This window comes from Serratia sp. K-E0102 (assembly GCF_029962625.1).
GTDB classification, from domain to species: Bacteria; Pseudomonadota; Gammaproteobacteria; order Enterobacterales; family Enterobacteriaceae; genus Serratia; species Serratia sarumanii.
On the sequence record NZ_CP124754.1, the window covers coordinates 1,594,353 to 1,608,810 of the forward strand.

General features: G+C 60.5%; 12 protein-coding genes. 4 read left to right on the forward strand and 8 right to left on the reverse strand.

The window, feature by feature from the left end; translation table 11 throughout:
• Positions 1-152: 152 nt before the first annotated feature.
• The 7 genes from SSARUM2_RS07675 to metG form a co-directional block, all read right to left on the reverse strand.
• On the reverse strand, positions 153-1,850 hold the full coding sequence (locus SSARUM2_RS07675; RefSeq protein WP_033637726.1) for an NAD-dependent malic enzyme: 1,698 nt from the start codon (positions 1,848-1,850) through the stop codon (positions 153-155).
• Positions 1,851-2,071: 221 nt separating this feature from the next.
• A complete protein-coding gene (cdd, locus tag SSARUM2_RS07680) occupies positions 2,072-2,956 on the reverse strand; it encodes a cytidine deaminase (protein ID WP_049233460.1) in 885 nt (294 codons plus the stop codon).
• Between the two features lie 137 nt (positions 2,957-3,093).
• Positions 3,094-3,789, reverse strand: coding sequence for a CidB/LrgB family autolysis modulator (locus SSARUM2_RS07685; protein WP_033646779.1), 696 nt, complete (start codon positions 3,787-3,789; stop codon positions 3,094-3,096).
• Complete coding sequence (locus SSARUM2_RS07690) at positions 3,786-4,193, reverse strand: CidA/LrgA family protein (protein ID WP_033654965.1); 408 nt, start codon at positions 4,191-4,193, stop codon at positions 3,786-3,788. The genes SSARUM2_RS07685 and SSARUM2_RS07690 overlap by 4 nt, the downstream gene beginning before the upstream one ends.
• Before the next feature lie 138 nt (positions 4,194-4,331).
• Positions 4,332-5,546, reverse strand: a complete 1,215-nt coding sequence (locus SSARUM2_RS07695) for an MFS transporter (RefSeq protein WP_282488649.1) — start codon at positions 5,544-5,546, stop codon at positions 4,332-4,334.
• Positions 5,547-5,676: 130 nt separating this feature from the next.
• The gene (locus tag SSARUM2_RS07700) at positions 5,677-6,744 is read right to left on the reverse strand and encodes a sugar ABC transporter substrate-binding protein (RefSeq protein ID WP_060453202.1); all 1,068 of its coding nucleotides are present in this window, start codon (positions 6,742-6,744) and stop codon (positions 5,677-5,679) included.
• A gap of 222 nt (positions 6,745-6,966) precedes the next feature.
• Positions 6,967-8,994, reverse strand: coding sequence for a methionine--tRNA ligase (gene metG / locus SSARUM2_RS07705; protein ID WP_060421520.1), 2,028 nt, complete (start codon positions 8,992-8,994; stop codon positions 6,967-6,969).
• A gap of 159 nt (positions 8,995-9,153) precedes the next feature.
• Here metG and apbC point away from each other — a divergent pair, with 159 nt between their 5' ends.
• On the forward strand, positions 9,154-10,266 hold the full coding sequence (gene apbC / locus SSARUM2_RS07710; RefSeq protein WP_033646773.1) for an iron-sulfur cluster carrier protein ApbC: 1,113 nt from the start codon (positions 9,154-9,156) through the stop codon (positions 10,264-10,266).
• 45 nt (positions 10,267-10,311) lie between these two features.
• Here apbC and SSARUM2_RS07715 read toward each other — a convergent pair whose 3' ends face one another.
• Positions 10,312-10,941 (reverse strand): phosphatase PAP2 family protein, encoded by a 630-nt coding sequence (locus tag SSARUM2_RS07715; RefSeq protein WP_120150938.1) that lies wholly within the window; start codon positions 10,939-10,941, stop codon positions 10,312-10,314.
• Positions 10,942-11,172: 231 nt separating this feature from the next.
• Here SSARUM2_RS07715 and udk point away from each other — a divergent pair, with 231 nt between their 5' ends.
• The 3 genes from udk to asmA all read left to right on the forward strand — a co-directional run bounded on the left by udk (position 11,173) and on the right by asmA (position 14,399).
• A complete protein-coding gene (gene udk, locus SSARUM2_RS07720) occupies positions 11,173-11,814 on the forward strand; it encodes a uridine kinase (RefSeq protein WP_004938922.1) in 642 nt (213 codons plus the stop codon).
• A 126-nt stretch (positions 11,815-11,940) separates the two neighbouring features.
• Positions 11,941-12,522 (forward strand): dCTP deaminase, encoded by a 582-nt coding sequence (dcd, locus tag SSARUM2_RS07725; protein WP_004938917.1) that lies wholly within the window; start codon positions 11,941-11,943, stop codon positions 12,520-12,522.
• A 44-nt stretch (positions 12,523-12,566) separates the two neighbouring features.
• A complete protein-coding gene (asmA, locus tag SSARUM2_RS07730) occupies positions 12,567-14,399 on the forward strand; it encodes an outer membrane assembly protein AsmA (RefSeq protein WP_060429798.1) in 1,833 nt (610 codons plus the stop codon).
• The last annotated feature ends 59 nt before the right edge of the window (positions 14,400-14,458 follow it).

The window sequence follows — 14,458 nt, forward strand, 5'->3', positions numbered from 1 at the left end:
GCCGGGCTGAAAAAGATGGATCAAGGCTACTTTACCTGACCGACCTACGCAAGACGCGAACCGCCTGAAGCACGCGCGCCGCCGCATTTTTCGGCGTTTTTGCCGCACAAAAAAGCCCGGCGGAGCCGGGCTGGGTCATTTCAGCGCGCCATTCAGAACGAGGTGCGCTTGTAGCTGCGGTATTGCGGCCGCCAGAAGTTGTGTTCGATGGCTTTCGACAGCGCGTCTTCGGAGGTGACGATCGCCACGCCCTGCAGCTGCGCGGCTTTACCCACTTCCATGGCGATGCACTTCGACACGCCCTGAATATCGTCGATATTCGGCAGCAGCGCGCCGTGGCCGTCGGTGGCCAGCGGCGAGCAGTCCGCCAGCGCGCGGCTGGCGGCCATCAGCATGGCGTCGGTGACGCGGGTGGCGCCGGAGGCCAGCACGCCGAGGCCGATCCCGGGGAAGATATAGGAGTTGTTGCACTGGGCGATCGGGTACAGCTGATCTTTATAGCTCACCGGCGCGAACGGGCTGCCGGTCGCCACCAGGGCGGCGCCGTCGGTCCAGTTGATGATGTCTTCCGGACGGGCTTCCACGCGCGAGGTCGGGTTGGACAGCGGCATCACGATAGGGCGTTCACAGTGCTTGTGCATCTCGCGGATCAGCTCTTCGGTAAACAGCCCCGGCTGGCCGGACACGCCGATCAGAATGGTCGGCTTGGCGTTGCGCACCACGTCCAGCAGCGAGATGGCGTCGCTGGCGGTTTCCCAGCCGGCCAGGTTGTCGCTCTTCTGCACCAGCTTGCTCTGGAAGTCGAGCAGGTTCGGCAGTTTGTCGGTCAGCAGGCCGAAGCGGTCGACCATGAACACGCGGGCGCGCGCTTCGTCTTCGCTCAACCCTTCGGACTTCATCTGCGCGATGATCTGCTCGGCGATGCCGCAGCCGGCGGAACCGGCGCCGAGGAAGGTGACGGTCTGATCGCGCAGCTGGCTGCCGGCGGCGCGGCTGGCGGCGATCAGGCTGCCGAGGGTCACCGCGGCGGTGCCCTGGATGTCATCGTTGAAGCAGCAGATCTCATCGCGGTAGCGATTCAACAGCGGGGTGGCGTTGTTCTGCGCGAAGTCTTCGAACTGCAGCAGCACGTTCGGCCAGCGGCGTTTGACCGCCTGAATAAACTCTTCGACGAAGGCGTGGTACTCCTCGCCGGAGATGCGCGGATGGCGCCAGCCCATGTACAGCGGATCGTTGAGGCGCTGTGGGTTGTTGGTGCCGACGTCCAGCACCACCGGCAGGGTGTAGGCCGGACTGATGCCGCCGCAGGCGGTGTACAGCGACAGTTTGCCGATCGGAATGCCCATGCCGCCGATGCCCTGGTCGCCCAGGCCGAGAATGCGCTCGCCGTCGGTGACCACGATCACCTTGACGTTCTGCTTGGTGGCGTTTTGCAGCATGTCATCGATGCGATCGCGGTTCGGGTAGGAGATGAACAGCCCGCGCGCGCGGCGATAGATATCGGAGAAGTGCTCGCAGGCCTCGCCGACGGTCGGGGTGTAGATGATCGGCATCATCTCGCTCAGGTGCGAGTCCAGCAGGCGGTAGAACAGGGTTTCGTTGGTGTCCTGGATGTTGCGCAGGTAGATGTGCTTGTCGTTATCGTTCTTGAAATCCTGATACTGACGGTAGGCGCGTTCCACCTGTTCTTCGATGGTTTCCACCGCTTCCGGCAGCAGGCCGTGCAGGTTGAAGTGGCTACGTTCTTCCTCGGTGAAAGCGCTGCCTTTGTTCAGCAGCGGAAATTCCAGCAGAATCGGGCCGGCGTAAGGGATGTAGAGCGGGCGTTTGCTTTCGTATTCTAGTTCCATCAGTTTTACTCTTCACGTATCAGATAACTTTATTGCCGACGATCCTAAGAGATAAAGAGCAGATGTACAGCATTTGTTGCCAGATGATGAACCAGGTTGGCGTAATTATCGACAATCAAATGATTTTTTAACTAAAGAAAGTGTCTCTGGCGGCGTCGGGGCATTGTATTTGGCGGGCGGGGCTGTTAGCGGCGGAACCGGATGGCTCCGCCGTTGAGCGCTTAGAACGCGGCGCGGCTGACGTTTTGGCAGCCCAGCGCCGCCAGGGTGACGCGGGTGGCGTCCCATTGGCTGATGATCGCCTCCTGCGGTTCGGCCAGCACGGCGCGGCGGATGTTCAGGCAGTCGCCGCCGGAGAGGTTCAGCAGGATCAGGGCGGCCTGCAGCGGCGGCAGGCTCGGGTTGAAGGCGGCGTTTTCCGCATAGCGGCCGGCGTAGATGATGCCGTCCGCCGTTTCCAGCGCCACGCCGCTGTGGGCGTTGCTGTACGGCGCGTGGCTTCGGTTGGCCGCCGCCAGCGCCGCTTGTGCCAGCGCATCGTTCAGCGCCAGCTGATGGCCATGATCGACCTCGTCCATCAGCAGCGAGGCGACATCCAGATCTTTCGGGCCGAAGGCGTCCGGCAGATAGTCCGCCAGCGTGGCCGGCGCGCGGCCCGGCAGACGGATCTGCAGCTCGCCGCCGCTGTTCAGTTCATTCATAAACTGGCGGCAATGGCCGCACGGCGTGTAGTTGACGGTGACCGAGGCCAGCGCTTTTTCGCCGCGCAGCCAGGCGTGCGTTACCGCACTCTGTTCCGCATGCACGGATTGCTGCAGCGGCGCGCCGCTGAATTCCATATTGGCGCCGAAATAGAGGTTGCCGCTTTGCCCGCGCGCGATGGCGCCGACGTGGAAGTGCGATATCGGGGTTAACGAGCAGGCCGCCGCCAGCGGCAGCAGCGCGAATGCCAGCGCATCATCGTCCAGCCCGCAGCCTGTGCGGATCGCCGCCGCTTGCTCGGCCGTGAACATCGCCGGAAAGTCAGGCGCGTCCAGATAGGGCTGCAGGGCGGATTGCAGTGTCGCGGGCAGTGCGCTGAACGCGGTGTGAAAACGCGGATGCATAGAAAGTCTCTCTACAGGTTAACGGGATAACATTCTAGGCAGGCCAGAGACATTAAAGTGTGATTAATGTCTCTTAATTGATGAAATTAATGCAATGAGATACATAAATGCGAGATGTATCGCAAGTTTCACCCTGTTCAACTGAACAGGTGCAGCAGCACCGGGAACAGGAACGGTGCCAGCAGCGAGGTGATGATGCCGCAGATCACCAGCGCCAGCGAGCCGAAAGCGCCTTCCTGGTAGTCCATCTCCGCGCAGCGTGCGGTGCCCAGCGCGTGGGACGCGGTGCCCATCGCCAGGCCGCGCGCCGAGTGGGTGGTGATTTTCAACAGGTTGAACAGCGTATGGCCGAACACGGCGCCGAGGATACCGACGAAAATGACGCAGACCGCGCTGATCGCCGGAATGCCGCCGAGTGAGTCCGCGACGGCCATGGCGATCGGCGTAGTGACCGATTTCGGCAGGATAGAGGCGGCGATTTCCGGCGTGGCGCCCAGCCACAGGGCGATGGCGCCGCCGCTGATCATGGCGGTCAGGCTGCCGATGAAGCACACCGCGATAATCGATTTCCAGCGCGCGCGGATCTGGTGCAACTGCTCATACAGCGGGAAGGCCAGCGCGACGACCGCCGGCTGCAGCAGATCGTTGAGGATTTTGCTACCCAAGAAGTAACGCTCATAGGGGATGCCGGTGAGCAGCAGCAGCGGGATGATCACCGCCATGGAAACCAGCAGCGGGTTGAGCAGCGGCATATTCAGCTTGCGCGCCAGCCAGCGCGCGGCGAAATAGACCGCCAGCGTCAGCGGCAGCGACCACCAGATTTCATGGATCATGAGTTACCCTCCGTGTCGTCGGGTTTGCCGGCGATGCGGCGCTCGCGATGAAAATAATGTGAGGTATAGCCGACCACCACCAGCACCATCAGCGTACTGATCAGGCAAGAGATAACCAGCGGGCCCAGATGCGCGACGATCTGGTCGTAGTATTTCATCACCCCGACGCCGATCGGCACGAACAGCAGCACCATGTAGCGGATCAGCAGATGGCAGCCGGGTTTAACCCATTTGGCCGGCATAATCTGGGTAGAGAGCAGGGCGAACAGCAGCAGCATGCCGAGAATGCTGCCGGGAATGGCGAACGGCAGCAGCGCCGCCAGCGCGTTGCCGACGAACAGACAAAGGTAGATGAGGAGCAGAGCCCTCAGGTATTTCCAGCATAGTGTGAGCACGTTGGCCATTGTCTTTTCCCGTTTAACCGATGCATTCATCATACAATTAAACTGTGAGCCATGCCACAGATCGCGCCATGAATTCTCGCTATGGGCGCCATGCCCGATCGGCGGGTTGACAGCCCGGAATGGCCGCTACGCGCGGATTCAGCGCGCGTCTTCGGCGGTTGCCGCAGCCTGTTCTGCCAGCCGATGGCCAAGGAAGAAAAACAGCAGGCTAAGCAGCGCGCAAACGATCAACATCACGAACATCAACGGCGGTGCGGCATAGCTGAGCAGCATACCGCTCAGAACCGGATTGATGGCGCCGCCCAGCGCGCTGAGGTTTTGCACGCCATAGTAGCTGCCTTTCAGATGCGGCGGCGCGATAAAGTCGATGAACATGTATTCCACCGGAATGACGATGATTTCGCCGAGGGTAAACACCGCCATCGCCACCATCCACAGCCAGACCGCCTGGCCGGCCATCATGAAACCGAGCAGCCCGACGATGAAAAACAGCGTGCCCAGCACCAGCCAGCGCAGCATGTTTTCCTGGCGCATGCCGCGGCTGAGCAAGTATTGCAGGGCGATAACGATGCCGGCGTTGACGATCATCACCAGCCCGATGATCTTGTAGGCGAACTCGGCGCTGGAGACGGTGATCAGGTACTGCGACAGATAGCCGGTGAACTGACCGAACACCACGGCGCCCAGGGTGCTGCCGAGAGTGAAGTAGATAAGCCGCCGATCGCTGCGCAGGATAGTTACCGTCTGGCGGAAGTTGGGGAGCGCCGCCGGTGCGGCGGCGGTTGGCGCCGGGCGCTGTTCCCGGCCGCGCAAGCGCAGGCTCAGCGCCGCCACCGTCGCCAGCGCCAACCCGCCCGACAGATAAAACGGCAGCAGCGGGCTAAGCCCGGCCACCAGCACGCCGAGCGCAGAGCCGATCGCCCAGCCGACGTTGACCAACGTATAGTTGATAGAGAAAGCCTTGATGCGCTGCTCGACCGGCAGCCAGTCGGCGAAGCAGGCCTTGATGGTGATGCTCAGCACCGAATAGCAGGTATGCAGGATCGCCAGCACCACGATGACGCCGCCGGGGCGCGGGATCCAGGGAATGGCGAAGAAGCTCAGCGCAAACAAGACAATCGACAGCAGGATCAGGCGGTTTTTGCTGAATTTGTCCACCAGATAGCCGCCGTACAGGCTGGCAAGGATGCCGAGGGTCAGGCTGACGCCCAGGATCACGCCCACGCTCTTCGGCAGCAGATGGAAATGCTCGGTGAGGTAGATGATGATGAACGGCAGCGTCACGCCGCGGCCGATGGTCAACACCAGTGAACTGGCCAGCAGTACGTTGATCAGCGAGGGGAATCCCTTCATTCGAAGCCTGTTTATGCATACAGTTATGGGCGATGCAGATAACATAGCGTATTTTGGCGAGGACGGAAGGGGAAAGCCGATAATTAGGTTAAAAACAGAGGCTGCGTCGCCAGCCTCGTCAAAAACAGCACTATTTACCGTGTTCGGCCTGCAGCGTGGCGAACCACGGCTGGACGAAATCGCTGCTGCTGCCCCAGCCGGGGATGATCTTCGCCAGCCCGGCGACGTTGACCGGCCCCGGCTGCGCCAGCAGCAGCGCTTGCGGAATGACCGTCGCTTTGAACTGATAGCTGTCCGGCGTGCTTTCCCCGGCGATCTTGTTGGCCACCAGGCGCAGGTTGATCGCGCCGATAAGTTTCGGATCCACCGCCACGCTGACCTGCCACGGGCTGCCGGCTTCGCGCATCAGCTGCAAGTCCTGGTTGGAGATATCGATGCTGTACAGCTTGATTTCGGTGCGGCCGTTCTCTTTCAGCGCCTTGTAAGCGCCTTGGGTAAAGGCATCCCAGGTGCCCCAGATGGCGTCAATCTTGCCTTTCGGGTATTTCGCCAGCACCGCGCCCACCTTGTTGGCGGTATCGCCCTGCACGTCGGAGGAGACCGCGCCGATCGATTCCAGCTCGTGAATGCCCGGATGCTGTTTCAGCAGCTGCTGATAGGCGGCCTGGCGGCGTTCCATCGGCGGGAAGCCGGCCACCCAGAGTTTGATGATGTTGGCCTGGCCGTTGAAATCCTTCACCAGCTGGCCGAAGGAGGCGTTGGCCAGCGAAGCGTCGTCCTGCTGCGAGACGGTGACGCCGGGAACGCTGCCGCTGACGTCGGTATCGAAAGCCGCGACGGCGATGCCGGCCGCCGCGATGCGTTTGACCAGCTCGGTGGAATAGGGGGCTCGCCCCTGCGAGAGAATGATGCCGTCATATTTCTGGCTGATAGCCTGGTTGACGAAGTCCTGGAAGCGCGCGTCGTCGCCGTTGCTGAGGAAAGTGTCTACCTTGAAGCCCAGCTTGCGCCCTTCCTGAATGGCGCCCGCCAAGAATTGCGTGGTGTTGTCGTCGGAGCCGAGATTGCGGATCACCGCGATGCGCACCGGCCCCTGATGCTGAGCGATGGCGGCCGGCACGGCGGCATTTTCCGCCGCCTGCAGCGGCAGGGCGGCCAGCAGGCTGAGGGCGAGCAGTGAAGTCTTGAGGTTTTTCATTATTATAGGCTCCAAAAAAGCGGGTAAAGGGTCCCGGTGAAGGTCTGTTATAGCAGTCTTTCTGTCTGGACGTCTATTTGTTGTTGCTGAGCATCATAGCGGGATACGACGGGCGAGGGAATCGGAGCGGTTATGACGTTTTCTTACTGTTTATAACCTTGGGTTTGAGGCATTAAAAAAGGGCCGAGCAAGCTCGACCCTTGATGTAACGCGCTGGTGCGGTTACTTGACCTGCATGCCTGGCTGCGCGCCGCTGTCCGGGCTCAGCAGGAAGATCTCTTTCCCGCCGGGGCCCGCCGCCATCACCATGCCTTCCGAAACGCCGAAGCGCATTTTGCGCGGCGCCAGGTTGGCGACCATGATGGTCAGGCGGCCTTCCAGCGCTTTCGGATCCGGGTACGCGGAGCGAATGCCGGAGAAGATCTGGCGCGATTCGCCACCCAGATCCAGCTGCAGCTTCAGCAGTTTGTCGGAGCCTTCGACAAAGTCGGCGCTCTTGATCAGGGCGATGCGCATGTCCACCTTGGCGAAGTCGTCGAAGGTGATGGTTTCCTGAATAGGATCATCGGCCAATGGGCCGGTCACCGGCTTGGCGGCGGCCATGTCTTCCTTCGAGGCGTTGACCATCTCGCTGACCTTGTCCAGATCGATGCGGTTGAACAGCGCTTTGAATGCGTTCACCTGATGGCCCAGCAGCGGTTGCGGGATTGCGTCCCAGCTGAGCTCGGCGTTGAGGAACGCTTCGGCGCGCTCGGTCAGCGAAGGCAGCACCGGCTTCAGGTAAGTCATCAGCACGCGGAACAGGTTGATGCCCATCGAGCAGATGGCCTGCAGATCGGCATCGCGGCCTTCTTCCTTCGCCACCACCCAAGGTGCCTGCTCATCCACGTAACGGTTGGCCAGATCGGCCAGCGCCATGATTTCGCGGATCGCGCGGCTGAACTCGCGGCCGGCGTAAGCATCGGCAATGCTCTGCGCCGCGTCGACGAAGGTCTGGTACAGCGCCGGATCGGCCAGGCTGTCGGCCAGCTTGCCGCCGAAGCGCTTGTTGATAAAGCCGGCGTTGCGCGACGCCAGGTTCACCACCTTGTTGACGATATCGGCGTTTACGCGCTGCACGAAGTCTTCCAGATTGAGATCGATGTCATCAATGCGTGAAGAGAGCTTGGCGGCGTAGTAATAGCGCAGGCAGTCGGCGTCCAGATGCTGCAGGTAGGTGCCGGCCTTGATGAAGGTGCCGCGCGATTTGGACATTTTGGCGCCGTTCACCGTCACGTAGCCGTGCACGAACAGGTTGGTCGGTTTGCGGAAGTTGCTGCCTTCCAGCATCGCCGGCCAGAACAGGCTGTGGAAGTAGACGATGTCCTTGCCGATAAAGTGATACAGCTCGGTGGTGGAGTCTTTGCGCCAGAACTCGTCGAAGTCCAGATCGCCGCGCTTGTCGCACAGGTTCTTGAAGGAGCCCATGTAGCCGATCGGCGCGTCCAGCCAGACGTAGAAGTATTTGCCCGGCGCATCCGGGATCTCGAAGCCGAAGTAAGGCGCATCGCGGGAGATGTCCCACTGCTGCAGGCCGGATTCGAACCACTCCTGCATTTTGTTCGCCACCTGCTCTTGCAGCGCGCCGGAGCGCGTCCACGCCTGCAGCATTTCGCTGAAGGCCGGCAGGTCGAAGAAGAAGTGCTCGGAGTCGCGCATCACCGGCGTCGCGCCGGAAACCACGGACTTCGGATCGATTAGCTCCGTCGGGCTGTAGGTGGCGCCGCACACTTCACAGTTGTCGCCGTACTGATCCGGCGATTTGCATTTCGGGCAGGTGCCTTTCACGAAACGGTCCGGCAGGAACATGCCTTTCTCCGGATCGTACAGCTGAGAAATGGTGCGGTTCTTGATAAAACCGTTTTCTTTCAGGCGGCTGTAAATCAGGGTGGACAGCTCGCGGTTTTCATCGCTATGGGTCGAATGGTAGTTGTCATAGCTGATGCCAAAGCCGGCGAAATCCTGTTGGTGCTCCTGGCTCATCTCCGCGATCATTTCTTCCGGTTTCACGCCCAGCTGCTGCGCTTTCAGCATGATCGGCGTGCCGTGCGCGTCGTCCGCGCAGATGAAATGCACTTCGTGGCCGCGCATTCGTTGGTAACGCACCCAGATATCCGCCTGGATGTGCTCGAGCATGTGGCCGAGATGGATGGAACCATTTGCGTACGGTAGCGCGCACGTCACCAATAATTTTTTCGCGACTTGAGCCATAGTGAGAACTTGCTTTCTGTAATGAATAAAAGGGCCTTCGATGTTAACCGATCGCGCCCTTCGCTGCTAGGGCGGTTTCTTGCAGGTTATATGCGTCAGCGGCAGCGCAGTTCTGATATGCTTAGCCGGAAGCTACCCATTCAAAATCAAGGAGCCGGGATGAACGCAAAATCCCCTGAGCAGACCAACCCCGAAGTTCTGCGCGCCCTGGTGACCGGTGTACTGGCCGCCTTTGAACACCCGACGTTGAAAAACAACCTGACCGCATTGAAGGCCATTCATCACTGCGCGTTGCTGGACGATGTGCTGCATATCGAACTGACGATGCCGTTTGCCTGGCAGAGCGGTTTTGAGGCGCTGCAGGCGAGCGTCGGCCCCGAATTGCTGCGCGTGACCGGCGCTTCCGCCATCGACTGGAAGCTGAAACACGACATCACGACGCTGAAACGCGCCAACGGCCAGGCCGGCATCAAAGGCGTGCGCAACATCGTCGCCGTCAGCTCCGGCAAAGGCGGGGTGGGCAAATCCAGCACCGCCGTCAACCTGGCGCTGGCGCTGGCCGCCGAGGGTGCCAAGGTCGGCATTCTGGACGCCGACATTTACGGCCCGTCGATCCCCAACATGCTGGGCACCGAACATGAGCGGCCGACTTCGCCGGACGGTCAGCACATGGCGCCAATCATGGCGCACGGCCTGGCGACCAACTCCATCGGCTATCTGGTGACCGACGACAACGCCATGGTGTGGCGCGGCCCGATGGCCAGCAAGGCGCTGATGCAGCTGCTGCAGGATACGCTGTGGCCGGATTTGGATTACCTGGTGCTGGATATGCCGCCGGGCACCGGCGACATCCAGCTGACGCTGTCGCAGAACATTCCGGTAACCGGCGCGCTGGTGGTCACCACGCCGCAGGATATCGCCTTGCTGGATGCCGCCAAGGGCATCGTGATGTTCGAGAAAGTGCATGTGCCGGTGCTGGGCATCGTGGAGAACATGAGCGTGCATATCTGCAGCAACTGCGGCCACCATGAGCCGATCTTCGGCACCGGCGGCGCCGAGAAGCTGGTGCAGAAATACCACAGCCGCCTGCTGGGGCAGATGCCGCTGCATATTTCGCTGCGCGAAGACCTGGATCGCGGTACGCCGACGGTGATCAGCCGCCCGGACAGCGAATTCGCCGAAATGTATCGTCAACTGGCCGGCCGCGTGGCTGCGCAGATGTATTGGCAGGGCGAGGCGATCCCGACGGAGATCGCGTTCCGCGCGCTGTAATCTGCCTATCGCACTGCAAGAACCCGGCTCAAGCGCCGGGTTTTTTTATGGGATGCGGGTGGGGTTGTGCAAATCTGCCCGGGTATAAGGGCGTTCGATCTGCGCCAGCGTTTTGGCGATATGCTCCAGCAATCCCTGGGTGGGGGCCGGCTGCCGCTGCCCCATCAGCGCCAAGGGCAAGGCCAGCGCGATGGCGAAGTGCGGCCAGGAGAGATGCGGGCGCGCTTTGTTCCGCTGCAACCACAGGAACAGTGCGCTGGCCAGGTAGCCTAAAATCAGCCCGCTGATCACCTCTGATACCGAATGCACGCGAATTTCCAGCCGCGACACGCCGATGGCGAAAGGCAATATCCATCCGGTCAGCAAAGCGATGCTGCGTATCGGGTGGGAAAATCGGCCGCTCAACGTCCAGAGCAGTGGCGGCCAGATGCTGGCCGCGAGAGCTGAATGGCCGCTGAATCCGGTGAAATCATAGCGCTCGCTGCCGATGCCCCAGCCCATAAAGGCCAGTTTGGACAGGCAGACCACCCCGCCGGTGAATCCGAAGATCAGCGCCCACTGCCAACCCGCCGCGCGGGTGGCGGGAGATATGAGCAGCAATAAAAACAGAATCAGCGCGCAGGGCAGCAACAACATGCTGTCGCCGAAAAAAGTCAGAAAATACCAATCCAGCACATCAATCTCCGATGAAAGGGGGCGGGGAGCAAAAGTCAGCGCCGGGGAGTGTAACCCGTTACGGCGCGTTGCCCTAGCCGCGAGATTCTTAAAATGCCGCGTGCCCGTGGCGTGGCAGCCCGAATTCGCCCGCCGCCGCGCAATATACAGTGGCGCAATCCCCGGCGACTCCCTATAATTGTCGCGTTTTAGTTCCCCCCCTTCACAATACGAAATCAGGTCTTTAATTTTATGACTGACAATCCGCATCAGTGCGTCATTATTGGTATAGCTGGCGCATCTGCCTCCGGAAAAAGCCTTATCGCCAGCACGTTGTACCGCGAACTCCGCGAGCAGGTCGGCGATGAGCACATCGGCGTTATTCCAGAAGACAGTTACTATAAAGACCAGACTCACCTGACCATGGAAGAACGGGTCAAAACCAACTATGACCACCCGAGCGCCATGGATCACAACCTGCTGTTCCAGCATCTGCAGATGCTGAAGGCCGGCAAGGCGATCGAGCTGCCGCTGTACAGCTACACCGAACACACGCGCAAGAAAGAAACCGTCCATCTCGAACCTAAAAAAGTGATCATTCTGGAAGGGATCTTGCTGCTGACGGATATCCGCCTGCGCCAGGAGATGAACTTCTCGATCTTTGTCGACACGCCGCTCGATATCTGCCTGATGCGCCGCATGAAGCGCGACGTCAATGAGCGCGGCCGCTCGATGGATTCGGTGATGGCGCAATACCAGAAAACCGTGCGCCCGATGTTCCTGCAGTTTATCGAACCTTCCAAACAATACGCCGATATCATCGTCCCGCGCGGCGGCAAAAACCGCATCGCGATCGATATTCTGAAAGCCAAAATCAGCCAATTCTTTGAATAATGCCGCTTACATGGCCGGAAATGCGCATTTCCGGCCGGCGGCCAACTATTTGCACCTCGGCGTAGACCTTTCGCCCGTTGTGTGGCAATTTTTGTTTAGTTACGCGTTTTGATGGAGAAGAAAGACATGAGACTGTGCGACCGCGATATAGAAGCCTGGCTGGATAGCGAGAAACTGGTGATTTCCCCGCGCCCGCCGCTCGAACGCATCAACGGGGCCACAGTAGATGTCCGTTTGGGCAATCAGTTCCGCGTGTTCCGCGGCCATACCGCGCCTTTTATCGATCTTAGCGGGCCGAAAGATGAAGTCAGCGCCGCGCTGGATCGCGTGATGAGCGACGAGATTGTCCTGCCGGAAGGCGAGGCGTTCTTCCTTCATCCCGGTGAACTGGCCCTGGCGGTGACCTTCGAATCCGTGACGCTGCCGAACGATCTCGTGGGCTGGCTCGACGGCCGCTCTTCTCTGGCGCGTCTGGGGCTGATGGTGCACGTGACCGCGCACCGTATCGATCCGGGCTGGCACGGGCGCATCGTGCTGGAGTTTTACAACTCCGGCAAGCTGCCGCTGGCGCTGCGGCCGGGGATGCTGATTGGTGCCTTGAGCTTTGAGCCGTTGTCCGGCCCGGCGGCCCGGCCATACAACAGCCGGCAGGACGCAAAATATCGCGATCAGCAGGGCGCAGTAGCCAGTCGAATCGACAAGGACTAACGGCGCGGGATGCACCGTCGGTGTGGCGCTGACAAGAGGGTGGCATGAGAAGATTACTGACGACATTGGCGATTTTACTGGTGGTCGTGGTGGCGGGGATGTCCGCGCTGGTACTGCTGGTCAATCCGAATGATTTTCGCGGTTACATGGTCAAAAAGGTCGAGCAGAAGAGCGGCTACCAGCTGACGCTCGAAGGCGACCTGCGTTGGCATATCTGGCCGCAGCTCAGCATTTTGGCCGGGCGCATGACGCTGACCGCGCCGGGCGCCAAGGCGCCGGTGGTGAGCGCGGAAAACATGCGCCTTGACGTCAAACTGTTGCCGCTGCTGTCGCATCAGCTGTTTGTGAAACAGGTGATGTTGAAAAACGCCGTCATTCGCCTCACCCCCGACAGTGAAGAGCACTCGCAAGTGGACGCCCCGATTGCGCCGGCCGGCAGCGGCGCTGATGCGGCAGACGCGGCCTGGAAATTCGATATCGATAACCTGCGCGTCGTGGACAGCCTGTTGATTTGGCAGCGCGCCGACAACGAGCAAATCAATGTCCGGGACATCAATCTTACCCTGCAGCAAACGGAGAAACGGCAGGCGCGGCTGGACATCTCCAGCCGGGTCAACCGCGATCAGCGCGACCTGGCCTTCAGCATGGCGGCCGATATCGATCTGCAGCAGTTCCCGCACCAGATCGGTGCCAAGGTGACCCAGTTCAATTACCAATTGGCGGGGGCAGATATTCCGAACGGCGGTATTCAAGGCGAGGGCAATGCTCAGGTGGTCTATCAGCAGACGCCGGCGCAAATTGCCGTCAGCCAGCTGAACGTCAGTGCCAATAACAGCCAGTTGACCGGCGATATCAGCGCCAGCCTGGGGGCGGTGCCCGGCTATGTGGTGAACCTGAATTCGGCTAATCTCGATCTCGACGCGCTTTCCGGTTGGCAATCCAGCACCAATACCGCCGAGCAGCCCGCCGTGACCGCCGCGCCGGTGATCGCCAGCCAGGTTGACGATCGGCAGCAGAACCTGGAAGCGCTGCGCGATTTCAATGCACAGCTGAATCTGCAGGCGGCGCAGTTGACCTACCGCGGTATGAACGTTACCCAGTTAGCCGTCGCGGCGGATAATCAACGCGGCCTGCTGACGCTGAATAAACTTGCCGGGCAATTGGCCGGCGGTGATTTCTCCTTGCCGGGATCGCTCGACGCTCGCGGCAATAAACCGGTGATAAACGTGCAGCCGACCCTGAACCAGGTTGAGCTCGGCACGGTGCTCAAAGCCTTCGACATGCCGCAGATGCTGACCGGCAAATTCAGCATGAAAGGAGATTTGACCGGCGATCGCCTTTCTTCACAGTCATTTGAGCACCGTTGGCGCGGTACGGCGCAGTTGGCAATGCAGGATGCGCAGTTGCACGGCCTGAACATTCAGCAATTGATCCAACAGGCGGTGGCGCGCAACGATAACAGCGTGCGCGGGCAAGACAGCTATCAGCGCTATACCGAAGTCAAAAGCGTCTCGGCGCGGGCCAGCCTGAGCCAGGGCACTGTCAAGCTCAGCAGCCTGACGGCGGATTCGCCTTTGCTGGCGCTGACCGGCGCCGGCAGTATCGATATGCCGGGAAAACAGTGCGATATGGCGCTTAACGTGCGCGTTACAGGCGGCTGGCAAGGGCGCGGCGAACTGATCGAGCAACTGCAAAAAACGCCGATCCCGCTGCGGGTTTACGGGCCGTGGCAACGGCTGAATTACCAACTGCAGGTCGATCAGGTGCTGCGTAAAACGCTGCAAGATCGGGCTAAAGATGCGCTGAACAAATGGGCTGAAAAGAACAAGGATTCGCGCGAAGGCCAGGATCTGAAGAAGCTGCTCGACAAGCTGTAATCCCTCCTGACGCGGGCCGTTTTACGGCTCGCGTCAATATCGGCGTTTCCCGCGATAAT

What these genes read in the sequence shown, in the direction of transcription:
- SSARUM2_RS07675 (WP_033637726.1), bottom strand. Translation starts at nt 1,850, where the DNA reads ATGGAACTAGAATACGAAAGCAAACGCCCGCTCTACATCCCTTACGCC.
- cdd (WP_049233460.1), bottom strand. Translation starts at nt 2,956, where the DNA reads ATGCATCCGCGTTTTCACACCGCGTTCAGCGCACTGCCCGCGACACTG.
- SSARUM2_RS07685 (WP_033646779.1), bottom strand. Translation starts at nt 3,789, where the DNA reads ATGATCCATGAAATCTGGTGGTCGCTGCCGCTGACGCTGGCGGTCTAT.
- SSARUM2_RS07690 (WP_033654965.1), bottom strand. Translation starts at nt 4,193, where the DNA reads ATGGCCAACGTGCTCACACTATGCTGGAAATACCTGAGGGCTCTGCTC.
- SSARUM2_RS07695 (WP_282488649.1), bottom strand. Translation starts at nt 5,546, where the DNA reads ATGAAGGGATTCCCCTCGCTGATCAACGTACTGCTGGCCAGTTCACTG.
- SSARUM2_RS07700 (WP_060453202.1), bottom strand. Translation starts at nt 6,744, where the DNA reads ATGAAAAACCTCAAGACTTCACTGCTCGCCCTCAGCCTGCTGGCCGCC.
- metG (WP_060421520.1), bottom strand. Translation starts at nt 8,994, where the DNA reads ATGGCTCAAGTCGCGAAAAAATTATTGGTGACGTGCGCGCTACCGTAC.
- apbC (WP_033646773.1), top strand. Translation starts at nt 9,154, where the DNA reads ATGAACGCAAAATCCCCTGAGCAGACCAACCCCGAAGTTCTGCGCGCC.
- udk (WP_004938922.1), top strand. Translation starts at nt 11,173, where the DNA reads ATGACTGACAATCCGCATCAGTGCGTCATTATTGGTATAGCTGGCGCA.
- dcd (WP_004938917.1), top strand. Translation starts at nt 11,941, where the DNA reads ATGAGACTGTGCGACCGCGATATAGAAGCCTGGCTGGATAGCGAGAAA.
- asmA (WP_060429798.1), top strand. Translation starts at nt 12,567, where the DNA reads ATGAGAAGATTACTGACGACATTGGCGATTTTACTGGTGGTCGTGGTG.